The following is a 25,078-nucleotide window of genomic DNA, read 5'->3' as shown; positions in this document are numbered from 1 at the left end:
GGCGCCCTTCGGCGGCTTACCGGGCCATGGCCAGCTTCCGCTCGGCCTGCACCTGCAGCCGGGCGGCTTCCTGCTCGGCGTGCCGGCGGACGAAGTGCCGGGTCGCCAGGGGATGCGCCTGGCGCACCTGCTCGGTCTCGACCCACTGCACGCCCGCCGTGACGTCCTTCCCGAACGCTTCCGGATTCCGGTAGAAGCCGCGCTCCCGCTCGGGCTTGTCCTCCTCCACGAAGAACGCGTGGGACTCCGCCCAGGCGTCGTGCCGGACGCCGGTGACCTGCCAGGAAACCCGCTGCCCGGCGCTGCCCCCGGCGATCCCGAAGGCGTTCTCCTTCATCTCTTCCGAGACGTACACGTCCGACCGCCCGCCGACGCAGGTGAGCTGGTAGCGGAAGTCGTCCGCCAGCGCCTCCAGCCACTCCGGCAGCCGCACGGTCGCGCTGCCGTCGTCGTCGCACTCGACGTTGCCGCTGTACACCACGGTCCGCTCGCTCGACTCGATGGCGACGTGGTTGAGGTAGCGGTTCTCCGGGTCGAGCGGGTGGTCGATCACGAACTGCTTGGCGTTGGCCGACAGCGTCCCGGTGACGCGGACGTCGCCGGTGAACGAGGCCGCCTGGAAGGAGGCGCCGAGCACCGACAGCCCGGTTTCGCCGCCCAGGATCTGCACCGTCGACCCGGCGTTGCTGTTGTTCAGCGCGCAGATCGCCACGCCGTTGTTGTTCGTGGCGGAGAGCGCGTTGGTGTTCGCGGCGTTCGAGGACACGCTGAACGGGCCGCTCGAGGAGCCGCCGGTGCTCAGGCTGAGCTGCCCGGGGATGGTCACCTTGCCGGTGGTGCCGTCGATCCCCAGCCGGAGCTGCCACGCGGTCTTGGCGGTCGGCGTGGTGGTGTAGACCTGGAACCGGGGGGTGCCGCCGTTGTCGTCCATCTCCAGGGTGACGCCGGTCCGGGTCGGATCGGGGAAGACCCAGTCGGTGTTCGCGTCGTTGTGGTGGGCGTTGTAGGTCAGGCTGCTCCAGTTCGCGGTGCCGCCGAGGTACAGCGAGTTCTGCCGGATGCCGCGGTTCGCGGTGACGTGCAGCGGGTGGGTCGGGGTGGCGGTGCCCTGCCCGATCCGCCCGTTCACGGTGTCGACGACGACCGTCTCGACGCCGTCGGAGCGGCGGGCCGCGATCGTGGTCGTGGTCAGCGCGAGCTTGCCGAGGGCGCCGCCGATCGCGCTCAGCTCCAGCGGCGCGCCCACGCCGCCCGCCTGCACGCGCGTCCCGCCGGCGTTGGTGCCGAAGACGAACTGGTCGGAGCCGGACCACAGGCGCGCGGTGCCGCCCGCCGCGTACCACGACCAGCGCTCGCCCGCCGTGGGGTTCTCGACGAAGCTGCCGGTCGTCCGGCTGGCGAAGGAGAACCCGCCGCCGGAGCCGCCGCTGTGGACTTCGCTGCCCTCGACGTGCAGGGTGCGCCGCGGGGGCGTGCCGTGCAGGCCGACCCCGGCGTTGCCGCCGCTGGGCAGCAGGGCGAGCGTTCCCGCCGGGTCGGCGCTCAGCACCGGCTGGCTGGTTCCGTTGGCCAGCAGCAGGTTCATCGCGACGCCGCCGCCGTCGGTGGCCTGGAGCTCGCCGGCGGGCAGCTGGTCGACCGTCGCCGGCGGGCCGCCGTTGCTGCGCGAGCGCCGCAGTTCCAGCCGCCCGGCCGGGATCCCGGCGACGCGCCGGTGGTCCGCGGTCAGCGCCGTGATCTGGTTCTGGTCGCTCAGCACGACGTGCGCGAGGACGACCTGGTCGCCGGTGTCGGGGACCTCGGCGATGGGCTGCAGCCGCAGCCACGGGGCGTGCAGGAGGGTGGGGGCGCTGCTGGGGGAGTTCGGGTCGATCACCTCCCGCCAGGTGAGGGTGAGGTAGCGGTCCCCGGTCAGCCCGGTGGCCGTGAGGACGACGCCGTCCGCGGCGACCTGCACGGTCGGGACGTTGGCGACCTGGCCCGGATCGACGTTCGGATCGGTGATGGCGAAGCCGCCCGCGGCGAGCACGATGAGGTGACCCGCGGAGTCCAGCGCGACCCCCGGCTTCACGGTCAGGCTCGTCGGATCCGGCGCGGCCAGCACGGCCAGCCCCTCGGCGACGCCCCAGGCGTGCAGGGCCGACGCGGCCACTTGGCCGTGACGCATGACGTAGGTCTCCATGTCGGTCAGGCTTTCGCCGTGCGACGTGGCGCCGGTGCGCACGGTATTGGTGCTGACGTTCATGTATTCGGTGCGCACCAACGGTAAACTCGTCATCTCGGTGTCCTCCCCATAGTGGTCACGGTCAGTGGGCCGCGGCGGCTGTGGCGGTTTCGGGATCGGCCTGCTGCCCGTTGGTGCTCGCGGTGCCGAGGAGCTCTTCGAGCACCTGCATCGCGCCGCTGATGCGCAGCAGGGTTTCCCGCAGCGCCGCCTGTTCCCGGTCGAGCTCCACCAGCCGGCCCTGGCCGAGCTGGTGGTCCCGCGTCAGCTCGGTGAGCCGGGCCTGGAGTTGTGCACGCATTTCTTTCCTCCCTGACGAAACTTCAGAATTCGGTGACCAGGTTCCACATGCCGTGCGCCGGTTTCCGCTGCTCGACGACGGTGCGGATGGTGCTGACCACCTGGCGCAGCACGGCCGAGCGCTCGTCCGGGTCGGCCGGCACGCGCGCCACGAGGAAGTGGATCACCACGTCGATCCGGCACGGCAGCAGCCGGGACCAGACCGGCACCACCCCGCCCGCCACTTCGGGCTGCCCGGGATCGCAGATGACCAGCCGGTCGCCGGAGGTGGCCAGCCCGGTCGGGTAGACGATGTTGCCGGGCTCCGTCACGGGGGTGACGGTGGGCGGCGACGCCTGCAGGTCGACGGCGTACACCACGGCCGGGTCGGCGACGTTCAGCAGGAACGGGTCGACGTTGGGCGGCGAGAACGGTTTCAGGCCCGCGTCGAGCACGTAGAGCCGGCCACCCGGCTGGACGAGCCCGGTCGGCGCGACCAGCGGGTTGGCCGCCGGCAGCAGCGCGGTCTCGGTCCAGGTGGTCCCGCTGCGGGTGATCCGGACCAGGTTGCCGGGCAGCTGCTCGGGCCCGGCCGGCGCCTGGTTGCCGCCGTCGCCGACGATCAGCTTCCCGTCGGCCTGCACCAGCAGCGACAGCGGCTCGACGACGGTGGTGAGGTTCTTGCGCGTCACCGTCAGCGGGCTGGGCTTGACGGTGATGATCTTCGGCGGATTGGTGGTGCCGGACCCGTCGCCGCGGTCCAGGATCAGCAGGTCCCCGTTCGTGTCCACGGCCATGGCCACCGGCGCGATCGTCGTGTTGCCCCCGGGCGCCACCGTCGTCACCTGGGTCGCGGTCCGCCCGAGGTAGGGCGCGGGCAGCGCGAACACCTTGCCGGACCGGTCCACGATGTAGAGGTTCTCCGGCAGCCCGTCTCCGGCCGGCCGGACCGCGAGCGCCACGACCGGCACCTGGATGACGTCGGAGCCGACCAGCGGCTGCGGCTTCGGCGGCGTGCCGGCCAGGTCGTACCCGCCGGTGGCGCTGATCCGGAACACCCGGCTCTTCAGCGGTACCCCGCTGGCGTTCGGCGCCCCGATGTCCCCGACGAACAGGCCGCCGTCGGGTGCCGGGGTGACGCACTGCGGCCGGATCAGGCCGTCGCTGACGACCGCTCCGGTCGGCAGGCCGCCGGCGAGCACCGGGCCCTGGGTGACCAGGCCGGCGACCGGCGCCAGGCGCCCGCGCGCGGGCTTGGTCACCAGCAGCCGCCGCCCGTCGTCCAGGACGACGCGCGGGTGGGTCTGGCCTCCCGTGTACAGGTCGAGGTACCGGTTCAGGCCGCTGCGCAGCCCGCGCTGCCGCTCGATGCTCGCGATCTCGGCGGTCGCCTTCCGCTGCTGGTACTCGTCCCACAGCGGCTGCCGTTGCAACGTCGGGAATTCCAGGCCCACCCAGGACGCCAGGTAGGGCAGGAACTCCGCCGGGGCGCGCCACGGGTCGAACAGCTCGTGCTGGCGGGCGACCAGCTCGGCGATCGCCGGGTGGGCGTGGTCGCCGTGGGTGACCTCGACGTCGTCGTCGATCCCGGTGAGGACCTTCTCGAAGATCCGCAGCACGGCGCCGAGGGAGAACTCCGGCGGCGCCGGGTCGCCGGACCACAGCACCGGGGGCAGGTGCCGCAGGTAGCTGCTCAGCTCGGCCATCGGGGGACTCCGTTCAGCTCGACGCGAGGACGACGGTGATGGTGTGCAGGTTGTCGGCGGCCGAGCACACGAGCTCGTAGTCCGCGACGCGGACGGCCGCGCCGTAGTCCGAGAGCACGAAGGGCCGTTCGAGGTTGCTCCAGTTGCCGGCCGTGCCCGCCGGGTTGAGGGGCGGCAGGTGGTACACCGGGATGTCCGGCTTGACGAGCAGGCTGGAGAGGAAGGCGGTGTCCTCCGGTGGCGTGATCGCGCGGAACAGGTCGGAGACGACCACCGGCTGCCCCACCTGCCAGCCGCGCCCGTCCGGGCCGCCGCGCGCCGGGTGCAGGAACGCCTTGATCTTGTCCAGCATGTCGGCCTTGACTTTGTTCTGGTCGGCCGTCGAGTTCGGCGCCTGCGGGAAGAACGTGACTTCCGCCTTCACGATGATCGGCAGGTAGCGGGGACCGACCACGGTGAGGCGCGCGGAGAGGTCCCGCCGCGCGTCGAGGTAGGTCTGGATCTCCCGGACGAGGTCCGGCGTCGGCGCCGGCTGCGGCACGGCCGACCCTTGGTCGGGCACCACGACGAGGTTCACCGTGCCGGGTGCCCGGCTGATCCCGGCGAACGCCCAGGGATCGCCCTTCTTCCAGGCGTTGCCGGCCCCGTCGGCCTCTTGCAGCCGCGGCGGCAGGGCGCGCACGATCACGACGTCGGTGGTGGCCTCGGCGGCCAGGAACTCGTAGTCGGCGGCGGTGACCGCGCGGTCGCGCACCTTGAGGGCGTCCGGCGCGCGGCGCAGGGTGTCGTCGAGGGCTTCCTCGTCCGAGCCGTCCAGCCCGGGGCCGAGGTTGGTCACGGCGGTGATCCCGGCCGGGAGCCCGCCGCCGGGCGTGGGCCCGAGGATGGTCACCTGGCCGGGTGCCACGTTGCCGGCCACTCCGCCGGCGACGTACTTGTACGACAGGGCACGGATCTGGCTGCCCGCCGGGGGAACCGTGCCGTGGCCGGTCTTGGCCTGCTCGTCGTAGCTGCCGAAGCTGATCTCGGCGGTGACCGGGTCGACCCGGTACACCTGGCCGGGTCCGGACGGCAGGTCGGCGACGGCGGTCCACGCCTGCCACACCGGCGGCTTGCCGACGCCGACCTGGACCGTCAGGTGGTCGTACGGCGTGATCGTGTCCGGGCGCCGGAACAGCGGCCGGTGGGCCAGGCCGAAGATCTGGAACGGCTGCCCGGTGCTCTGGCCGAGCGGTTCGGGGGTGGGGATCGTCAGCGCGTTGTGGGCGCCGGCCGCGTTGAACAGCACGCGGTCGATCCCGATGGTCAGCGGCGTCGTCTTCGTGTTGGCCAGGCGCAGGCCGACCCAGAACCGCGGAGTGGTGATCGTCTGCGCGGTGTCGTGGGCGGTGACCGTCGTCCAGCCCGGGCCGGCCTGGGCGGTGCTCGGGCGCTGGGCGGCCCAGTCGGTGGGGACCTTCAGGCGCACGGTGCCGTCGTGGCGCAGTGCTTCGGTCGCGTCGGCCGCGCCGGGGATCGCCGTCCAGGCCAGCGGCTCCGCCGTGCCCTTCGCGTAGACCCAGGTCGCGGTGAGCTGGGTCGCGTCGGACGAAGGCCGGTACAACCGCAGGCGCAGCACCAGGTCCTGGGTGGTGGCCTGGTCGAAGCCGAAGCACACCTGCGCGGACTGGTTGCCCTGCAGGGTGAGCGGCAGCTTGGTCGCGGGCGGCCCGACGATCGCGGAGCCGGCGACGTCGTACTGCGCCGTCGCCGCCCCGGTCGTGTACGGGCCGACGACGAGCGCGTCGGCGAGCGAGATCGGGAGGACCGTCGCGTCCTCGTCGGTCTCGAACACGATCGGCTGCTGGTCCAGCGAAGCCGCCGTCTGCGCCTTGGTGCCCGCCGGGACGGTGACCGGGCCGGCGCCGGAGGTGAACGTCAGGAACGTCGACGCCGGCGTGGCGGGATCGCGCGTGGTGCCCAGCAGGCTGAGGAACGCGAGGAAGTTCTTCTCCGGCGTGCGGTTGAGCCGGTAGATGATGCCCTCGCCGAGCCAGGCGAACAGCTCGATCAGCGTGACGCCGAGGTCGCTCGGGTTGTGGTCGGTCCACTGTGGAGCGTACTTCGGGATGAGGGCGCGCATTTCGTCGACGAGGTCCTGCCAGGTCCGGTCGTCGAGGTCGGGCGGGACGATGCGGCCGCGGTCAACGGGCTGGGTCACTGCGGACGCTCCAGGTAGAAGGGGTAGACGAGGTTGCGGACGTCCTGCGTGCCGCGCAGCCGGTAGCTGATGGTGATCAGGAGGGTGCCGCCGGCGTTGTCGTTGGCCACGGCGACGTCGAGCACCTCGATGCGCGGCTCGGACTGCGCGAGCCCTTCCGCGACGTAGTAGCGGGCCAGGTTCGCCGTGGCGACGTTGTTCGGCGCGAAGGCCAGGCTCCGCAGGTTGCAGCCGAAGCGGGGCCGCATGAGGCGTTCGCCGTACTGCGTGCCCAGCACGACGTGGATCGACTCCTCGACCTTCGTCGCGCCCGCCGACTCGCTGATCCCGGCGACGCCCAGCCGGAGCGGGAAGGTCATGCCCCGTCCCTGGAAATCGGTGCTCATGCTTCCCCCTAGAGGCTGGTGAGCTTCGTCTGGTTGGCGACGGCGGCCAGCAGCGGCTGCGGCGTCACCCCGCCGAGCGTTCCGTCGGTGCTGCCCTTCAACGTCGTGTCGAGCACGACCGGCTGCCCGCCGACGGTCAGCTTCGTGGCGGCTCCGGCGGTGACGGCGGCGACCTTCGTGCACTTGACGTTGGTCTGGGACACGACGATCCCGCACGTGAGCGGGACGAGCGGCTTGTTCGCGATGCTGCCGAGCAGCAGGACCGGGGCGCCGCCCACCCGCAGCTTGGCGGTGCTCTGGACCTGCACGACCCCGCTGCCGGGCGGCGGTGGCAGGTGCCCGCACCCGACGGTGCTGGTCGTGGTCAGGACGTTCGGCATGGCACCTCCTCAGGTGACGTCGACGCCGGTGGCGCCCATGGTGATCTTCGTGGCGCCCTGGGCGGCTTCCAGGCTGATCGTGCCGCCGGCCTTGAGGGTGAGGTTCTGCACGGCGCTGATGGTGATCGAGCCGTCGACGGCGTTGAGCGTGACGGTGCTGCCGCGGCCGTCCTCGACGACGAGCTTCCCGAGCTCGGCGGTGTCGTCGAAGGTGATCGTGTGCCCGGCGCGGCTCTTGAGCACCTTCTTGTTGTTCTTCCCGTCGACGTTGCTCACCGGCGGCCGCGAGGTGGCGTTCCACAGCCTGCCGATGACGTACGGACCGGCCAGGTCGCCGTCGGCGAAGGCGACGAGGACCTGCTCGCCCTTCTCCGGCAGCGCGTAGAACCCCGTGCCGCTCCCGGCCATCGGCGCGGCGCACGGCGCCCACGCGCTGACGACCTTGTCCCCGAGGCTGGGGTAGCGCACCTTGACCCGCCCGAACGGCACCTTCGCCGACGCGATCTCGTGGTTGTCCACGACTTCGGCGACGAGCACCCCGGACTGGGACGGTTCCTTGTCCGGCGGCGGTTCGTCGAGGTGCTTGCGCAGCATGCCGAGCAGGCTCCCGTGGGCGTTCTGCGCGATCTCGAACGTCGTCCGGAAGCCGTTTTCGCCGATGACGTGGTTGACCTTGCGCACCCGGTAGGTACCGCTGAACCGCTTGCCGACGCCTTCGATCGCGATGTGGTCGCCGGCGGCGAGCTCGGGAATGCCCACGCAGGAGCCGGTTCCCTCATACAGCCCGTCCAGCAGCTGGGCCAGCAGGGACTTCGCGAGCCGCATCGCGTCGAACGGGTTGTCCGCCTTGCCCTTGCGGATCCCGGTGCGCACCAGCGACGTCAGCAGCTCCATCGCCGCCGACCCGACCTTCTCCTCGAGGTTGTCGAGGTCGAAGTCCATCGCGAGCGCGATGCCGAAGATGCTCTGCGCGAGCTCCTGGTTGTAGTCGCGGATGATCTGCAGCCCGGCGAGCCCGGACGCGGAGATCCGCGGCGAGAAGCTGGACAGGTTCCGGCCCCACTCCAGGACGTGGGCGGCGGTGGCCGGGCGCGGGAACTGGAAGTGCAGCCGGTCCCACTCCACGTAGACGTCGAAGAAGTACTGCTCGGCGCGGCTCTTCAGGAACGCCATGTCCGAGGTGGTCTGCGTGATCGGCTCCAGGAACGGGGGAGTCGGGTCGACCACCGGCACCAGGCCGTGCTCCGCCGCGATCCGCGCCGCGACGATGCTGTCCGACGTCGCGGAGTAGGTGGTCGGCTCGGGCTGGGACCGGCGCAGGCGGTACGACTTGTCGGCACCCGAGATCACCACGACCGGCCCGCCGTCGGCCGGGAACTCCGGCTCGATGGCGGTGATCTCGCCCAGGAACGCGGGATGCAGGTCGTTGCCGTAGCCCAGGTGCACCTCGACGGTCTTGCCCAGGTCGAACAGCGCCGAGTCGAGCACGGCGTTGTCCGGGTTGCGCAGGGTGATCGAGAACTTGCCGGCGACGTCGAGGTTGGTCTCGACCGACACCTGCTGGACCTGGCTGCTGACGTCCGCGGCCATCGTCACCCCGGAGACCCGGACGGCGAAGCGCGGCGCGAAGAACGGTTCGCTCACGTCCGGCCCCCGCCCGGGATGACCAGCTGCGTGCCGGGTGGCAGGGCGAACGGGTCGTCCATCGCGTTGGCCCGCGCGATGTCCCGCCACCGGCCGGCGTCGCCGAGGTACAGCGCGGCGAGCCCGCTGAGGGTTTCGCCGCGCAGCGTCACGTGCACGCTCGGCGTCCCGGACAGCAGCGAGCCGGCCGTGTCCACCGCCGTGTTCACCGCGGCCGAGACCGTCGGTGAGCCGAAGAAGACCCCGCGTTCGATGCGCATGTCGACGCGGACGTACTCCTGCAGCCGCACCGACAGCGTCGAGCGCACCGGCGTGCCGTCGCGCTGGAACATCGTGAACGTCTGCCCGGCGTCGACCAGCACGCACTGGAACTGGAACCGGCCCATCGAGAACAGCAGGATGGGCGGCGCCTGCGTCTGCGGGGTCTTGTCCAGCAGCCCGACGATCGGGGCCGTGTGCGTGCGCACGTCGGCACCGGTCTCGTAGGTGTCGAAGAACAGCTCCATCGTCACCGCGCGCGCCTTGCCGCGCAGGTACTGCACCGGCGGCGCGTTCAGGCCCGGGATGCCGACCTCGGCGAAGTTGTTGCCCTGCTCCAGCTTGAACTGCTCCGGGTTGTACATCACCGGGAAGCGGTCGCCGGTCGTGGTGTTCACGAGCAGGGCCTTGGCCAGCTCGTTGCTCGTCGGCGGCGCCGGTCGCCGGGCCCCGAAAACCGGTTGGGTCATGTCAGCCTCCCCGCTCGTACTCGTCACGCAGCTGGCGCTTCAGGTCCCGCACGATCCGCTCGCGCAGCGCATCGACGTCCAGTGGCGGCGGCCCGGCGACCGGCGCCGGCTCGGTCGGCCGGTCGATCGCCGCGGTCATCGGCCGCGCAGCCGGAGTGGCCGGGGCCGCGGCCGGTGGCGCGACACCCGGGAACGCCGCCGGTGCCGCGGGGGACGGGCCCGGGGCCGGCCCCGGGGGAAACGCCCCCGAAGACGTCGGCACGGGGTTTCCTCCGTAGGGGAGGGCCGGCGGTGGGGGCCACGCCCCGGGTGCCGGGGGCCGGTCCGCAACGACGGCCGCTTCCCGGGCCAGGGCGAGGTCTTCCTCCGCCGCGGTCGCGGACCCGGTGGCCTGCCGCCACGACGCGCCCGGCCGCGTCCGCTCCACGACGTGCGTGGCCTCGTGGACCAGCAACCCGAACCCGCGCGGTTCCCGGGGGTCGAACCGCCCCTCCCGGAAGTACACGTCCCGGCCGACCGTCACCGCGTCCGCCTGGTGCGCCACGGCCGTTTCGTGCGCGGCTTCGTCGTCGTGCACCCGGATCGCCTCGACGCCGGGCCCGACGACCGCACGCAACCGCGCGACCACGTCGCCCGGCAGCGATCGGCCTTGCGGTGCCGCCGGTGGTTCGTCGTGGCCCGGGGAGGTCTCGCCGAAGGGTTCCGGCTCCGGCCACGCCGCTTCGGGGACGACGGCCTCGCGGCGGTTGAAGCGCCCGCCGTCCGGGGTGGGCAGTGCGGCCAGCCGGCCGGCGAGCACCTCGAACGGCGCGACCCACGGCCGGTCGGGCAGGGAGCGCGTGGCGAAGCGCCGGGCCTGCCGGTCCAGGTGCCGCCCGAGGGTGGGGAATTCTTCGCTCACGTTTTCACCGCCGTTCCCGTTTCCCGCACCCAGCGTCGCCGCTCGGCGTGGTCCAGCGTCAGCAATTCGTCCAGGGTCCAGTGCACGTTCCGGCCCAGAAAGGCTATCTCCTGGTAGACCCGGTTCAGGGGATAGCCGACGATTCCCCCAGGGGATCCACCGCCACTTCGTGCGTCTTTTCGCAGTGCGGGCACATCGCGGCGATCGTTTTCGGCGTCAATCCGTTGACCCGGTTGTAGAGGTCCTGCAGAAAGGCCAGGTCCTCGGAGAAAAGCCCTTCGACGACCCCCGGATTGACTTCCGCGACACTGCCCAGTTTCGTGACCACGCGCGAAAGCAGCACGATGATCAGGTACGCCGGCCAGTTCCGCACCCGCGGGTCCTTGAGCGGGTAGATCTCGTCGGCCGCCGTCGCCAGCCGCATGGTGCCGCTCCGGTGCAGGTCGCCGGCGGCGTCGACGTACCCCTTGGGCAGCTCGAAGGTGAACTCCGTGACCAGCATCAGGCCCTCGTCACGCCTTCGTTGGCCAGCACCAGGGTGTCGATGGCGATGTCGTTGCCCTTGCCGGTGAAGGTCGGGCCCTCCCACTTGGTCGGCCAGGCGCTGACGAAGTTCCAGCGGACGACCTCGGTGTGGTTGGTCGTGTCGAACACCACGATGGACCCGTTCTTGCGGGTGATGATCCCGTCGGCGATCTGCTGGCGCCATTCCCACAGTTCGGTGGAGTCGGTCAGGCCCCACTTCAGCGTGATGTCGGCGTAGCTCGTCTTGCCCGGCAGCTTGCGCACGGTGGTGTTGTCGCCGCCCTCGCGCGTCTCGATGACCTCCGTCGTCGAGCCGAGCCCGCTGCAGTCGTGGAAGCTCGCCTGCGCGATGCCCTCCAGTTCGACGAGGAAGTTGAAGTTGCGGTACGGATCGACGCGCTGTCCGGTCTGTGCCATGGCTGTTGTCTCCTAGCGTTCGTTCACCGATGCGCCGCCGTCCCAGATGCCGATGCGCACGACGACGTATTCGGCGGGCCGGGTCGGCGCCATTCCGATCTCGACGACGACCTCGCCGAGGGCGCGCGTCGCGGGCGGGTTGAGCTCTTCGTCGATCTTCACGTAGAACGCCTCGGCGGCGGTGCGCCCGAACAGCGCGCCGGACTGCCACACCCGCGTCAGGAACTCGGTGATCGACCGCTCGAGTCCCTTCCACAGGCCCGTGTTGTTCGGCTCGAACACCGCCCAGCGCAGGCCCGCGAGGACGGAGTCCTCCACGTAGGAGAAGAGGCGGCGGACGTTCACGTACCGCCACGGCGTGCCGTCGGTCAGCGTGCGCGCGCCCCACACCAGCGGCGGCTGGCCGGGGAAGGCCCGCAGCGCGTTGATGTTCTTCGTGTTGAGCTGGTCCTGCTCGAGGTTGTTGAGCGGGTAGGCCAGGTCGATCGCGCCGCGGACCGGCTCGTTGGCCGGCGCCTTGTGCACGCCGCGCTGGTTGTCGCTGCGGGCCATGATGCCCGCGATGTGGCCCGACGGCGGCTTGGTCAGCGTGGCCGTCGTCCCGGCCGCCGCCTGCGGGTCGGGGATCACGATCCACGGCCAGTACAGGCCCGCGAAGCCGTTCTTGGACAGCAGGCCGGCGCGCTGTTTCTGCAGCGCGCCGTCGGTTTTCAACGGCGTCGCGTCCGGGGCGCCGTCGAGGATGGCGAAGCGGTCGCCCATCGCCTCGCAGTGGCTGATCACGGTGGCCTGCACGGCCGGGTCGACCACGCCGGGCAGCGCGACCAGGCTCACGTCCGGCCGGCGGGTCAGCTGGTCGAGCGCCGCCGGCAGGCCTGTCAGGTCCTTGATCGGGACGACGTAGGCGAAACCGCCGCCGTTCTCGAAGAACCCCCGCACGGCGTAGGGCAGGTTGAGGTTGGCGGCGAAGTCGCCGAACTGGCTGGTGTACCCGGTCCAGTTGGTGATCGGGACCGGGATGCCCAGCTTCTCGGCGGGCACGGTCGCGGCCACCGTGCCGATCAGGGCCGGGGTGCTCGTGCCGCTGCCGGCGATCGGGCCGGCCGGCGTGATCTCTTCGATGTACACGCCGGGCGCTTTGGTCGAATAATCCACCATCTGTGAATCCTTTGCTCAACCTTGCTGTTTCAGGTTCAACCGCACGTCCTGCACGGCCGGGAACTGCTCTGGCTGCTCCGCCAGCGCCATCGTGATCGTGGTGGTGAGCGAAAACGCGGGCCGCGGCGCGATCCCCAGCGCGGTCCAGAACTGGCCGCTGCTCTGGTCCTCCTTGAGCTGGGCGACCATGGTCGGCAGCGGGAACGGCTGCGGCGGGCTGGCCAGGCCGCCGCGGAGGAAACCGGCGTCGATGACCGGGAACCGGGTGAGCCACACCAGGGCCAGTCCCAGGAGCCGGTGCTCTTCCTGGGCCCGCAACGCTCCCGTCTTGACCGACCACGTCGTGACCAGGTAGGTGCAGTCGACCCGCACCGGCGGGGCGCTGCGTTCGAAATGCCCGTCGACGAGGCTCAGGATCGGCGCGTTCTCCCGCAGTGAATGATTTTCCTGGGCCTCGTAGAAGAACAGGTTCACCGCCGCGTGCGCGGGGGAGAAATCCTTGTCCGGGGTTTCGAAACTGACGTCCGCGGCGCGCAGATCGGCCGGCGCCGCCGGATCGTCGAGGACCGCTTGGAGGGTGGCGTCAAGGTCGTCGAACAAGACGTATCACCGCCCTTTCCCGTCGAGCGAGCTCATTGTGTCCGGCTGTTGAAGAAACGCGGTGGCTGAGGCACACTACGCATTCGTGAGTGCGTTCGAAGGGGGCCTTTCGGTGACGGCACTGGGGTATGCGGACTGCTGGGAACACCTGGCCGACGAATTGCGCCGGCTGGACCTGCTGATCGGGACGCGGCTGCGGGCGGCGGACGGCTCGGGCCAGCTGGACCGGGCGATGTACGTGACGCGGCAAGAGGTCGAGGCGCTGCTGGCCGGTGAGCCCGCCGAGCCGGTGGCCCCGGACCGGTCCGGGCTCGAGGAGTTCACCGCCCGCATCGGCGCGCGGGTCGCGGCCACGTCCGGAACGCTGCCGCTGCCGGAGCTCGGCCGGATCTTCGGGCTGTCCGCCCTGGAGTGCGACGCGGTGCTGATCTGCCTGGCTCCCGAGGTGCGCCGCAAGTACGACCGGCTCTACGCGTACCTGCAGGACGACATCACCCGGCAGCGGCCGAGCGTCGATCTCGTGCTGGACCTGCTGTGCCCCACCGAGCGCGAGCGCTGGGCGGCCCGCGCGGTGTTCGCCGACGGCGCGCCGCTGTCGCGGTCCGGGATCCTGCGGCCGATCGAGGACCCGCACAGCCCGTCCGGCTCGTCCGGCCTGGGCCGGTTCCTCGCGCTGGACTCGCAGATCACCCGGTTCCTGCTGGGCACCGCGCGGCTGGACGCCCGCCTGGCCGGGCACGCCCGGCTGCACCCGGCGAGCGACCTCGGCGCCGGTCCAGGCCCCGATCCCGCGCTGGTCGACCGGATGGTGCGGCTGAGCGAGCAGCGGCCGGTCGTCTGCTACCTGCAGGGTCCGGCGGGATCCGGCAAGCGGGCGCTCGCACTGCGTTGTGCCGAGCGGCTGGGCGTGCCGTTGGTCAGCGTCGACGGCGCGAGCCTCGGCGACGACGTTTCCCTGCTGCGCCTGGCATTGCGCGAAGGCCTGCTGCACGGGGCCGCCGTGCACCTCGCCGGAGCCGACACGCTGAGCCGCACCGCGCTGATGCCGGCGCTGGCCGGGCACCGGGGCCTCGTGGTCCTCAGCGGCGAGTCCGAGTGGCCGCCCGGGGACGCCGTCGTCCCCCTCGCCGTGCCCCTGCCGGATCTCGCGCGCAGCACGGACATCTGGCGCGCCTGCCTGGCCGGCTGCGGACCGGAGGCCGAGTCGTGGGCCGGAGAGCTGGCCGGGCGGTACCGGCTGCCCGCCGGCCGCATCCCGGCCGTGGTCCGGCTGGCCCGGGACAACCGGCTGATGGCGCCCGAGCCGGGGCCGCTGCGCCTGGCCGACGTGTCCGCCGCCTGCCGGCAGCAGGCCGCCCGCACGCTCGGCGGCGTCGCGGTGAAGATGACGGCCACCGCCCGCTGGGACGACCTGGTGCTGCCCGCCGACCAGGTGGCCGTGCTGCACGAGATCCGCGACCAGTTCGACCACCGGCACCAGGTGCTCGAGAGCTGGGGCTTCGGCGCGAAGCTGTCGCGGGGCAAGGGCCTGAGCGCGCTGTTCAGCGGTCCGCCGGGCACCGGCAAGACGATGGCCGCCGAGGTGCTGGCCGTCGACCTCGGCCTGGACGTCTACCAGGTCGACCTGTCGCAGGTGGTCAGCAAGTACATCGGCGAGACGGAGAAGAACCTCGCGAAGATCTTCGACGAGGCGCGCACCGGCAACGCGATCCTGTTCTTCGACGAGGCGGACGCGCTGTTCGGCAAGCGCACCGAGGTGTCCGACGCGCACGACCGGTACGCCAACATCGAGACCAGCTACCTGCTGCAGAAGATGGACGAGTACGACGGCGTGGTGGTCCTGGCCAGCAACCTCCGGCAGAACCTCGACGAGGCGTTCACCCGGCGGCTGCGGTTCGTCGTCGAGTTCCCGTTCCCGGAGGCGGACAGCCGGCGCCGGATCTGGCGGGCCGTCTTCCCGGCCGAGGCGCCGCTGGCCGCCGACGTGGACTTCGCCGAGCTGGCCGGGCACTTCACGATCTCCGGCGGCAACATCAAGAACATCGCGCTGAACGCCGCGTTCCTGGCCGCGGTCGACAAGAGCGAGATCGGCCGGCGGCACGTCCTGAGCGCCACCCGCCGCGAGTTCGAGAAGATGGGCAAGGTGTGGACGGAGCCCGCCACGGCCCGCTGATGACCCCAGTGCTTCCCCTGCGGACATGCCGATCACCCCCTCCCGTCGAGCCCTGGTGCCACCGTGGCAGGGGCCGTCGACAATCCGTCGACAGTCCCTCGACAGTCGTCGACGTCCCCTCGACAACACCGCCAGGACCAGGCACTTCCCGGCACGGGGGTGCACTCCGTCCACTCGGGACCGAGCGGCACCCGGCCGGGCGCGGCCACCGACGCAGTAGGCTGAGGCGAATGAGCGCGGCATCCGGCACGGAGCACTCGATGGTCGAAACCCGGCACCAGACCCGGCTGCTCACCCTGTTGCGGGACGAGGGCCCGATGTCACGGGTCGAGCTGGGGGAGCGGCTCGAGCTGCCGAGGGCCCGGGTCGGCGCCGAGGTGACCCGGCTCGGCGAGGTCGGGCTGGTCGAGACGGCGGGGCCGTCGGCCAGCCGCGGCGGCCGGCGCTCGACGCTGGTCCGGCTCGCGGGCGACCTGCGGGTGCTCGCGGTGGACGTCGGCGCGACGTCGGTCGGGGTGGCGGTCACCGACGCTTCGTGCGAGGTGCTCGCGCACGCCGTCGAGGACTGCGACGTCCGGCAGGGGCCGCACCCGGTGCTGCGGCGGGTCGCCGAGCTCGCGGGCAAGGTGCGCGACGAGGCGCCCGGCCGGCTGGTCGCGGCGGGCATCGGCCTGCCGGGCCCGGTCAGCTTCGCCGAGGGGATGGCGGTCGCGCCGCCGATCATGCCGGGCTGGGACCGGTTCAACGTGCGGGACCACCTCGGCGGGCACTGGGGCTGCCCGGTCGCGGTGGACAACGACGTCAACGCGATGGCGCTGGGCGAGCGCCACGCCGGGGTCGCGCGGTCGACCGACGACCTGATGTTCGTCAAGATCGGCACCGGCATCGGCTGCGGGATCGTGCTCGGCGGCAAGGTGTACCGCGGCGTCGCCGGCACGGCGGGCGACATCGGGCACATCCGCCTCGACGACTTCGGCCCGACGTGCGCGTGCGGCGAGGTCGGCTGCCTGGAGGCCTACTTCGGCGGAGCCGCGCTGGCCCGCGACGGGCTGGCCCTGGCCCGCAGCGGCCGCTCGGCCCACCTCGCCGAGGTGGCGGCCGACCGCGGCGTGGTCACCGCCCGCGACGTGGGCCGAGCGGCAGCGGCGGGCGACTTCGGCGCGGTCAACCTCATCCGCGACGGCGGTCGCCGGCTCGGCCAGGTGGTGGCGTCGTTGGTCAGCTTCCTCAACCCGGGCATGGTCGTGATCGGCGGCGGCGTGGCCCAGCTCGGGCACCAGCTGCTGGCCGAGGTCCGCGGCGCGGTGTACCGGCGTTCCCTGCCGCTGGCGACGGGGAACCTCCCGATCGTGCTGTCGGAGCTGGGCGAGACGGCGGGGGTGATCGGGGCTGCGTGGTCGGCCACCGATCGGGCTTTCACGCTCAGCAGCTGACCGCGACTTTGCCGGACAGGGTGGCTCGGCGTCAGGGTTCCGGCGAAGTCGGGTTCCCGGCGGATGTCTTCGGCGGGCGCAGGTTGGCGGCCTCTCCGCTGGGGTCTTGAATGAGTCATTCAGGACCTCCCAAGACCTGAATGACTCATTCAAGACGTTTGCCTGGAGCGCCACCCGTCGACCGGCACCAGGGGCGGTCAGACCGGGTGGACCGACCCCGATACTCACCCTGAGCTGCTGAACAACTTCCCGTCGTAATGTCAGAATCGGACAGACTTTCGTATCAGTAGAGCGAAAGTCTGTCCGGTTCCGCACGTCTATCCGGGTGAAAACCGGACTTAACGCGAGGACATCACCTTGACGAGTGATGCAGACCACCCTACTTTCGCTGCCTGAGAGACAAAGTCCGTTCAGTGCGCAGCACAAGTTGGGGGCACCGTGGCCGTCACCGGGACGAGGGGCGCCGATCCGGCGAGCCCGCGTACCGCGAACCTGGCCGCCGTCCTGCGGGCCCTGCGCACCGGACCGCTCTCGCGCACCCAGCTCGCGGCCCGCTGCGGGATCGCGAAGTCGGCGGTTCCCGGCCTGCTCACCGAGCTCGCCGGGCGCGGCCTGGTCCGGCCCGCCGGGGTCCTCCCCGGCAACGGGCGGCCGAGCCGGCTGGTCGAACTGCACGGCGAAGACGCCTACGCGCTGGCCTTGAGCATCGAGGCCGACCGGCTGTCGGCGCTGGTCACCGACCTCTCCGGCCGCGTGCTGGCCGAGCGGGCGGAGACCGTCGACGTCGCCGCGCTCGGGCTCCAGAGAGGCATGGACGAGCTCGCCCACCTCGCCCACCGGGTGCTGCCCGGCGCCCCGGTCGGGGTCGCGATCTCGGTGCCCGGGCTGGTCGACTCGGCCGCCGCCGTGCTGCGGCTGGCGCCGGCCCTGCGCTGGCGGGACGCCGAAATCGCCGGGCTGATGGCGGCCCGGCTGGACCTCCCGGCCGATGCCATCGCCGTCGACAACGAGGCCAACCTCGGCGCGCTCGCCGAGTCGGCCGCCGGCACCGGGGAGCTGTTCTACCTCAGCGGCGGCACGGCGGTCGGGGGCGGGCTCGTCTCCGGCGGCGCCATCCTGCGCGGCGCACGCGGCTTCGCGGGCGAGGTCGGGCACATCGCCGTCGACCCGTCCGGCGAACGCTGCTCGTGCGGCCGGACCGGCTGCCTCGAAACGAAGGCGAACCTGGCCGCCGTCCTGCGTGCGGCGGCACCTCCGGGCGACCCGCTGCACGATCCCGCCCTCGGCGTCGAAGGCCGGGTCGCCCAGCTGAAGCACCGCGTCCGCCACGGTGACCAGCGCGCGGCCACGGCGGTCCACGGTCTCGGAGTCGCCCTCGGCATCGCACTGTCCACTGTGGTCGACGTGCTCGACCCGGACGTCGTCGTCCTCGGCGGTTACTTCGCCGAGCTCGGCGACTGGCTCGTGGAGCCGATCCGCGTCGAACTCGCCGTCCGGCCGCTCGGCCACGCCACCGTGGTGCCGTCCCGGCTCGGTCTCCGGGCCCCGCTGCGGGGTGCCGCGCACCTGGCCGCCGAGCGGCTGTTCGCGAACCCGACGCTCATCGAGGAGGCCTCGGTATGAGGGAGCTTGCGAGCGAATCATCCAACACTGCGCTTCCGGCTCAGGCGGCACCGAGCGCCAGCGAGGTGTGCGCATGAGCCTGCTTTCCGTTCGCGGAATCGTGAAGACCTTCCCGGGGGTGCGCGCGCTCGACGGCGTCGACCTCGACGTCGAACCCGGCGAGGTGCACTGCCTGCTCGGGCAGAACGGCGCGGGGAAGTCGACGCTGATCAAGGTCCTTGCCGGTGCGCACCAGCCCGACACCGGGGAGATCACCTGGCAGGGCGAGCCCGTGTCGCTCGGCACCCCCGTCGCCGCCCTGCGCCTGGGCATCGCCACGATGTACCAGGAGCTCGACCTCGTGCCCGGGCTTTCCGTGGCGGACAACATCTTCCTCGGCCACGAGCGGGCCCGGTTCGGGTTCACGCGGATCTCCCAGGCCCGCGACGAAGCCGCCCGGCTGATGGCCCGGCTCGGCCACCCCGGCATCCGGCCGTGGCACGAGGTCGGCAAGCTGTCCGCCGCCGGGCAGCAGCTCGTGTCGATGGCCCGCGCGCTGGCCCACGACGCCCGGCTGCTCGTGATGGACGAGCCCACCGCCGCGCTGGCCGGCGAGGAAGTCGACAACCTGTTCCGGATCGTCGGCGAGCTGACCGCGGACGGCGTCGCGGTCGTCTACATCTCGCACCGGCTCGAGGAGCTGCGCCGGATCGGGCACCGGGTGACCGTGCTCAAGGACGGCCGGACCGTCGGCACCGGCCTCGACGCGCGCACGACACCGACCGCCGACCTCGTCGCGCTGATGGCCGGACGCAAGGTCGAGACGGTCTTCGGGCCGCGCCACGACGGCCACGCGGACCGGAGCCGGGAGGCACTCGTGGTCGACGGGCTCGCTCGGGAAGGCGAGTTCGAGGACGTGAGCTTCACCGTCCACGCCGGCGAGGTCGTCGGCATCGCCGGGCTGGTCGGGTCCGGCCGCAGCGAGCTGCTGGAGACGATCTTCGGCGCGCGCAAGGCCGACCGCGGAACCGTGACCGTCCAGGGGAAAGCGCTGACCTCCGGCAACGTCCAGGCCGCCGTCAAGGCGGGGATCGGGCTGGCCCCGGAGGAGCGCAAGAGCCAGGGCCTCCTGCTGGACCTTTCGGTGGCGCACAACGTGACCCTGGCCAGCCTCGGCCGCTACTCGAAGCTCGGGTTCACCGAGCGCGCGAAGGAACTGGACGACTCCGGCGCCAGCCTGCGGCGCCTCGACCTGCGGCCCGCCGACCCGCGCCGGATCGTCCGCACGCTCTCGGGCGGCAACCAGCAGAAGGCCGTGCTCGCCCGCTGGCTGGTCCGCGGCTGCAAGGTGCTGCTGCTCGACGAACCCACGCGCGGCGTCGACGTCGGCGCCCGCGCCGAGCTGTACCGGCTGATCGACGAGCTGGCCGCGACCGGCGTCGCGATCGTGCTGGTGTCCAGTGAAATCCCCGAGGTGCTCGGGCTGTCCGACCGGGTGCTGGTGCTGCGCGAGGGCCGTGTCCTCGCCGACCGGCCGCCGGCCGGGCTGACCGAGGCCGAGGTGCTCGACGTGATTCTCGAGGGGAGCGCGGCATGACCGAAACGCAAGCACCGCCACAGGAAGCGCCTCCCGTCGACCGGAAGCGGTTCGCCTTCCGGGCCGACCCGCGGCTGCTCGGCCTGGCCGGGGTGCTCGTCGTGCTCTGCCTCGTCGGCCAGTTCACCCGGCCCGAGCTGTTCTTCACCGAAAGCAACATCTCGACGATCCTGCGGCTGGCCGCGGCGATCGGCGTGGTCAGCGTCGGGATGACGTTCGTGATCGTCAGCGGCGGCATCGACCTGTCCGTCGGCTCGATCGTCGCGCTGTCGAGCGTCTGGCTGACCACGCTGGCCACCCAGTCCTACGGGCCGTGGGTGATGGTCCTCTGTGGACTCGCGGTCGGTCTCGGCTGCGGGCTGGTCAACGGCGTGCTCGTCTCCTACGGCAAGGTCGTGCCGTTCATCGCGACACTGGCGATGTACGTCTCGGCACGCGGGCTCGCCGAGCGGCTCAGCGGCCGCCGCACCCAGGTGGTCGCCGACCAGGACTTCCTCACGTTCTTCCGCGGCGACCTGCTCGGCATCCCGGTGCTGATCTGGCTCTTCGCGCTGGTGTTCGCGGTCGGCTGGGTCGTGCTCAACCGCACCACCTTCGGCCGCCGGACCTACGCGGTCGGCGGCAACATCGAGGCGTCGCGGCTGGCCGGCATCAACGTCAAGCGCCACCTCGCGCTCGTCTACGGCGTGGCCGGGGTGTGCTGCGGGATCGCGGCGCTGATGGTCGTCGCGCGGACGACGGCGGGCGCGTCGACCAACGGCATGTTCTACGAGCTCGACGCGATCGCGGCCGTGGTCATCGGCGGCACGCTGCTCACCGGCGGCCGCGGCTCGCTGATCGGCACCCTCATCGGCGTGCTGATCTTCACAGTGCTGTCCAACCTCTTCACGCTCAACAACCTGGACACCGACATCCAGAACATCGCCAAGGGCGTGATCATCGTGCTCGCCGTGCTCTTGCAGTTCCGGGCCAGGAAAGCCAGGACCGGGTCGTAGTAGTCACCACCGATGGAGGTTCACCATGGCCGAACAACCTTTCCTCGGCCGCCGCGGATTCCTGCTGGGCGGCGCCGCGGTCGGCGCCGGCGCGCTGCTGGCCGGCTGCACGTCGAACACGCCCGCGAACTCGGAGTCCAACGCGCCGGTCGCCAACGCGGGGAACAACGCCCAGCCGGGAAAGCCGGTCACCATCGGCTTCTCCGCGCCGGCCGCCGACCACGGCTGGATCGCGGCGATCACCAAGAACGCCAAGGCCCAGGCGCAGAAGTTCAGCGAGGTGAAGTTCACCGCGACCGAGGGCACCAACGACGTCAACCAGCAGATCTCCCAGGTGGAGACGCTGATCAACGCCAAGGTGAACGTGCTGGTGATCCTGCCCTTCGACGGCAAGGCGCTCACCTCGGTCGGGCAGCAGGCGATGGACGCGGGGATCCCGGTGATCAACCTGGACCGCGTCTTCGACACGCCGCTCGCGTATAGAACCTGGATCGGCGGCGACAACTACCGGATGGGCGTCAACGCGGGCAACTACATCGCCGCGGAGCTCAAGAAGAAGAACGTCGCGAACCCGGTCATCGGCGAGGTCGCCGGGATCGACTCGCTGCCGCTGACCCAGGAACGCAGCAAGGGCTTCGCGGACGCGCTCGGGCGCGCCGGGTTCAAGGTCGGCCCGCGGGTCTCGGCGCAGTTCACGTCGGAGTCGGGTGAGCAGCAGACGGCGAACCTGCTCCAGGGCGCGCCCAAGCTGGACGCCCTGTGGAACCACGACGACGACCAGGGCATCGGCGTCAACGCCGCGATCGACACCGCGGGCCGCAAGGAGTTCCTGATGGTCGGCGGCGCCGGCTCGAAGAACATGATGAACCTGATCAAGGCCGACGCGTCGCCGATCAAGGCGACGGTGCTCTACAGCCCGTCGATGGCCTCGACGGCGATCGCGCTGGCCCGCCTGCTCGGGCAGGCCAAGGGCATCGGCGACCTGGCCGAGCACGACATCCCGGCCGAGATCACGACGTACTCCGCGGTCGTCACGAAGGAGAACGTCGACCAGTACCTCGACGTCGGCTTCGACTCCTGACCGGTCTTTCCAGCGAGAACAGAGGGAGGGGCATTGAGCCCGGCACGGGAAACCATCGGGATCGGCATGGTGGGCCACGCGTTCATGGGTGCGGTGCATTCGCACGCGTGGCGCAGCGTCCACCGGTTCTTCGACCCACCGCTGGTGCCGAGACTCGCCGTCCTCGCCGGGCGCGACGAGACCCGGGCGAAGGCAGCGGCCGAGCGGTTCGGCTGGGAAGCCGTCGAGACGGACTGGCGGAAGCTGATCGCCCGCGACGACGTCGGCCTGGTCGACATCTGCACACCCGGGGACAGCCACGCCGAGATCGCGATCGCCGCGCTCGAGGCCGGGAAGCACGTGCTGTGCGAGAAACCCCTGGCCAACTCGGTCGCGGAGGCCGAAGCGATGGCCGAGGCGGCGCGGAAGGCCCGCGAACGCGGGGTGCGGGCCATGGTGGCGTTCAACTACCGCCGGGTGCCCGCGCTCGCGCACGCCCGGAAGCTGGTCGAGAGCGGCGCGCTCGGGGAGATCCGGCACGTGCGGTCGGTCTACCTGCAGGACTGGCTGTCCGACCCGCAGTCGCCGATGACCTGGCGGCTGCGCAAGGAGTCCGCCGGTTCGGGTGCGCTGGGCGACCTCGGCGCGCACATCGTCGACGCCGCCCAGTTCGTCACCGGCGAGGTGGTCACCGGCGTCTCCGCCCTGACGAACACCTTCGTGAAGCAGCGGCCGGCCGAAAACGGCGGGACGGACGACGTGACGGTCGACGACACCGCGTTGTTCTTGGCACGGCTGTCCGGGGGAGCCGTGGCGAGCTTCGAGGCGACGCGGTTCGCGCTGGGCCGCAAGAACGCGATGCGGCTGGAGGTCAACGGGTCGAAGGCGAGCCTGGCGTTCGACTTCGAGTCGATGAACGAACTCCAGTGGTACGAGGGCACCGGCACCGAAGCGGGCTTCCGGCGCATCCTCGTCACCGAGCCGGAGCACCCGTACGTCGGGGTGTGGTGGCCGCCGGGCCACCTGCTCGGCTACGAGCACACGTTCACCAACGAGGTCGCCGACCTCTTGGACGCCATCGGCTCGGGCACCGATCCCGAACCGAGCTTCGACGACGGCCTGCGCGTGCAGCGCGTGCTGGCCGCCGTCGAAGAGAGCGCTTCCGCGCAAGCCTCCTGGACCGAGGTGCCTCGATGAGCCGTCCGGTCACGCTGTTCACCGGCCAGTGGGCGGACCTGCCGTTCACCGAGGTCTGCAAGCTCGCCGCCGACTGGGGTTACGACGGCCTGGAAATCGCTTGCTCGGGCGACCACTTCGAGGTCGGCCGCGCACTGTCCGAAGAGGACTACGTGCCGGGCAGGCTGGCGCTGCTCGCCGAGCACGGGCTCAAGGTGTGGGCGATCTCGAACCACCTCGTCGGCCAGGCCGTCTGCGACGACCCGATCGACGACCGGCACCGCGCGATCCTCCCGTCCCGGATCTGGGGCGACGGCGAGCCCGAGGGCGTCCGGCAGCGGGCGGGCGCGGAACTGGCCGACACCGCGCGGGCGGCGGCGAAACTCGGCGTGGACACGGTCATCGGGTTCACCGGCTCGAAGATCTGGAAGTACGTCGCGATGTTCCCGCCGGTGTCGCAGGAGGTGATCGACGACGGCTACGCGGACTTCGCGCGCCGCTGGAACCCGATCCTGGACGTCTTCGACGAGGTGGGCGTCCGGTTCGCGCACGAGGTGCACCCGTCGGAGATCGCGTACGACTACTGGACCACGAAACGGACCCTCGAAGCCGTCGGGAACCGGCCCGCCTTCGGGCTGAACTGGGACCCGTCGCACTTCGTCTGGCAGGACCTCGACCCGGTCGGGTTCATCCTCGACTTCGCCGACCGGATCTACCACGTCGACTGCAAGGACACGAAGAAGCGCTTCGACGGCCGCAACGGCCGGCTCGGCTCCCACCTGGCCTGGGCGAACCCGCGCCGGGGCTGGGACTTCGTGTCCGTCGGCCACGGCGACGTCCCCTGGGAGGACTGCTTCCGGGCGCTGAACTCGATCGGTTACGCCGGGCCGGTTTCGGTGGAGTGGGAGGACGCCGGGATGGACCGCCTCCGCGGCGCGGCGGAGGCGGTGAAGTACCTGCGCGAGCACCTGTTCGACCAGCCGTCGGCGGCTTTCGACGCGGCTTTCAGCAACCAGAGATGAGGGAGTTCCATGTGCGGTGACCGGCCAGAGCAGCACTCCCGACGGACATTCCTGAACGTGGCAACGGCGGCGCTCACGGTGGGCGCGGCGGCCATCGCGTTGCCCGGCACCGCGGGCGCCTCCCCGGCCCGCGGGCGCGTTCCGCTCGACAAGATCAGCATCCAGCTCTACTCCCTGCGTTCGCTGCTGCAGAACGACCCGGAAGGCACGCTCTCCGCGCTGGCCGACATCGGCTACCGGAAGGTCGAGCTGGCCGGGACGTACGGCCGCAGTGCCACGGAGTTCCGCGCCATCCTCGACCGCAACCACATCAAGGCCTCCTCGACGCACGTCGGCATCGACGGCGACCTGAACCAGACGATCGCCGACGCGAAGATCCTCGGCAACCGCTCCGTCGTGGTGCCGTACGCGAATTTCGGCACCATCGCCGAGTGGGAGGCTTTTGCGGGCCGCATGAACACGGCCGCGGTCGCCTTCAAGAAGGCCGGGCTCGCGCTCGGCTACCACAACCACGACCACGAGTTCCACCCGATCGACGGCGTGCTCCCGTACGACGTGCTGACGTCCAAGACGAACAAGCGGGACGTGCACCTGGAGATCGACCTCTTCTGGGCGGTCAACGGCGGCGCGGACCCGGTCGAGCTCTTCCGGCGCAACTACCCGCGCGTGACCCAGTACCACGTGAAGGACCGGACCGCGGACGGCCAGATGGTCGACCCCGGCGCCGGCGTCATCAACTTCCCGCGCATCTTCGCCGCTTCCTGCCACAACATCGGCGAATACATCGTCGAGCACGACCAGCCGACCGACCCGCTGAACACGGCCAAGGTCGGTTTCGAATACCTCCGCACCGTACGGTTCTGAGACCCCGG

Annotated in this window: 23 protein-coding genes; 9 read left to right on the top strand and 14 right to left on the bottom strand. The window is 71.4% G+C overall.

The window, feature by feature from the left end; translation table 11 throughout:
* Positions 1–16: 16 nt before the first annotated feature.
* Genes QQ657_RS05075 through QQ657_RS05015 form a run of 14 tightly spaced genes read right to left on the bottom strand, consistent with a single transcriptional unit; the run spans position 17 to position 13,148 of the window.
* Positions 17–2,278, bottom strand: coding sequence for a hypothetical protein (locus tag QQ657_RS05075; RefSeq protein WP_284740864.1), 2,262 nt, complete (start codon positions 2,276–2,278; stop codon positions 17–19).
* A 28-nt stretch (positions 2,279–2,306) separates the two neighbouring features.
* A complete protein-coding gene (locus tag QQ657_RS05070; protein ID WP_284740863.1) occupies positions 2,307–2,525 on the bottom strand; it encodes a hypothetical protein in 219 nt (72 codons plus the stop codon).
* Positions 2,526–2,547: 22 nt separating this feature from the next.
* On the bottom strand, positions 2,548–4,209 hold the full coding sequence (locus tag QQ657_RS05065) for a phage tail protein (protein WP_284740862.1): 1,662 nt from the start codon (positions 4,207–4,209) through the stop codon (positions 2,548–2,550).
* Positions 4,210–4,222: 13 nt separating this feature from the next.
* Entirely contained in the window at positions 4,223–6,409 is a 2,187-nt protein-coding gene (locus QQ657_RS05060) for a putative baseplate assembly protein (RefSeq protein ID WP_284740861.1), read from the bottom strand.
* Positions 6,406–6,768 carry a GPW/gp25 family protein gene (locus QQ657_RS05055; protein ID WP_284740860.1) on the bottom strand — a complete coding sequence of 121 codons (363 nt, stop codon included), beginning with the start codon at positions 6,766–6,768 and terminating at the stop codon, positions 6,406–6,408. Before QQ657_RS05055 ends, QQ657_RS05060 begins: the two co-directional genes overlap by 4 nt.
* Positions 6,769–6,803: 35 nt before the next feature.
* Positions 6,804–7,175 carry a hypothetical protein gene (locus QQ657_RS05050; protein WP_284740859.1) on the bottom strand — a complete coding sequence of 124 codons (372 nt, stop codon included), beginning with the start codon at positions 7,173–7,175 and terminating at the stop codon, positions 6,804–6,806.
* A gap of 9 nt (positions 7,176–7,184) precedes the next feature.
* A complete protein-coding gene (locus tag QQ657_RS05045; RefSeq protein WP_284740858.1) occupies positions 7,185–8,819 on the bottom strand; it encodes a phage baseplate assembly protein V in 1,635 nt (544 codons plus the stop codon).
* Positions 8,816–9,547: a CIS tube protein gene (locus QQ657_RS05040; protein ID WP_284740857.1), complete on the bottom strand. Its 732-nt coding sequence runs from the start codon at positions 9,545–9,547 to the stop codon at positions 8,816–8,818. The genes QQ657_RS05045 and QQ657_RS05040 overlap by 4 nt, the downstream gene beginning before the upstream one ends.
* 1 nt (position 9,548) lies before the next feature.
* Positions 9,549–10,448 (bottom strand): eCIS core domain-containing protein, encoded by a 900-nt coding sequence (locus tag QQ657_RS05035; RefSeq protein ID WP_284740856.1) that lies wholly within the window; start codon positions 10,446–10,448, stop codon positions 9,549–9,551.
* Positions 10,445–10,642: a DUF6760 family protein gene (locus QQ657_RS56640; RefSeq protein WP_350310635.1), complete on the bottom strand. Its 198-nt coding sequence runs from the start codon at positions 10,640–10,642 to the stop codon at positions 10,445–10,447. Before QQ657_RS56640 ends, QQ657_RS05035 begins: the two co-directional genes overlap by 4 nt.
* Entirely contained in the window at positions 10,573–10,950 is a 378-nt protein-coding gene (locus tag QQ657_RS05030; protein WP_284740855.1) for a hypothetical protein, read from the bottom strand. The genes QQ657_RS56640 and QQ657_RS05030 overlap by 70 nt, the downstream gene beginning before the upstream one ends.
* Positions 10,950–11,390, bottom strand: a complete 441-nt coding sequence (locus QQ657_RS05025; protein ID WP_284740854.1) for a phage tail protein — start codon at positions 11,388–11,390, stop codon at positions 10,950–10,952. Before QQ657_RS05025 ends, QQ657_RS05030 begins: the two co-directional genes overlap by 1 nt.
* A 12-nt stretch (positions 11,391–11,402) precedes the next feature.
* Positions 11,403–12,548 (bottom strand): phage tail sheath family protein, encoded by a 1,146-nt coding sequence (locus QQ657_RS05020; RefSeq protein ID WP_284740853.1) that lies wholly within the window; start codon positions 12,546–12,548, stop codon positions 11,403–11,405.
* A 15-nt stretch (positions 12,549–12,563) separates the two neighbouring features.
* Positions 12,564–13,148, bottom strand: a complete 585-nt coding sequence (locus QQ657_RS05015) for a Pvc16 family protein (protein ID WP_284740852.1) — start codon at positions 13,146–13,148, stop codon at positions 12,564–12,566.
* An 85-nt stretch (positions 13,149–13,233) separates the two neighbouring features.
* On the opposite strand from QQ657_RS05015, the gene QQ657_RS05010 reads away from it, so the two are divergent.
* The 9 genes from QQ657_RS05010 (at position 13,234) to QQ657_RS04970 (ending at position 25,070) form a co-directional block, all read left to right on the top strand.
* Complete coding sequence (locus tag QQ657_RS05010; protein WP_284740851.1) at positions 13,234–15,321, top strand: ATP-binding protein; 2,088 nt, start codon at positions 13,234–13,236, stop codon at positions 15,319–15,321.
* 230 nt (positions 15,322–15,551) lie between these two features.
* A complete protein-coding gene (locus QQ657_RS05005) occupies positions 15,552–16,754 on the top strand; it encodes an ROK family transcriptional regulator (RefSeq protein ID WP_284740850.1) in 1,203 nt (400 codons plus the stop codon).
* A gap of 438 nt (positions 16,755–17,192) precedes the next feature.
* Complete coding sequence (locus tag QQ657_RS05000) at positions 17,193–18,377, top strand: ROK family transcriptional regulator (RefSeq protein WP_284740849.1); 1,185 nt, start codon at positions 17,193–17,195, stop codon at positions 18,375–18,377.
* Positions 18,378–18,450: 73 nt separating this feature from the next.
* Positions 18,451–19,953, top strand: a complete 1,503-nt coding sequence (locus tag QQ657_RS04995; protein WP_284740848.1) for a sugar ABC transporter ATP-binding protein — start codon at positions 18,451–18,453, stop codon at positions 19,951–19,953.
* Positions 19,950–20,948, top strand: coding sequence for an ABC transporter permease (locus QQ657_RS04990; protein ID WP_284740847.1), 999 nt, complete (start codon positions 19,950–19,952; stop codon positions 20,946–20,948). The genes QQ657_RS04995 and QQ657_RS04990 overlap by 4 nt, the downstream gene beginning before the upstream one ends.
* Positions 20,949–20,973: 25 nt before the next feature.
* Positions 20,974–22,029, top strand: a complete 1,056-nt coding sequence (locus QQ657_RS04985) for a substrate-binding domain-containing protein (RefSeq protein WP_284740846.1) — start codon at positions 20,974–20,976, stop codon at positions 22,027–22,029.
* A gap of 33 nt (positions 22,030–22,062) precedes the next feature.
* Positions 22,063–23,205, top strand: coding sequence for a Gfo/Idh/MocA family protein (locus QQ657_RS04980; RefSeq protein WP_284740845.1), 1,143 nt, complete (start codon positions 22,063–22,065; stop codon positions 23,203–23,205).
* The gene (locus QQ657_RS04975; protein ID WP_284740844.1) at positions 23,202–24,206 is read left to right on the top strand and encodes a sugar phosphate isomerase/epimerase family protein; all 1,005 of its coding nucleotides are present in this window, start codon (positions 23,202–23,204) and stop codon (positions 24,204–24,206) included. Before QQ657_RS04980 ends, QQ657_RS04975 begins: the two co-directional genes overlap by 4 nt.
* A 9-nt stretch (positions 24,207–24,215) precedes the next feature.
* Complete coding sequence (locus tag QQ657_RS04970) at positions 24,216–25,070, top strand: TIM barrel protein (RefSeq protein ID WP_284740843.1); 855 nt, start codon at positions 24,216–24,218, stop codon at positions 25,068–25,070.
* Positions 25,071–25,078 lie beyond the last annotated feature (8 nt).

This window comes from Amycolatopsis ponsaeliensis (genome assembly GCF_030182635.1).
In the GTDB taxonomy this organism is placed as follows: Bacteria; Actinomycetota; Actinomycetes; order Mycobacteriales; family Pseudonocardiaceae; genus Amycolatopsis; species Amycolatopsis ponsaeliensis.
This window is presented reverse-complemented; position numbering and strand designations above follow the sequence as displayed.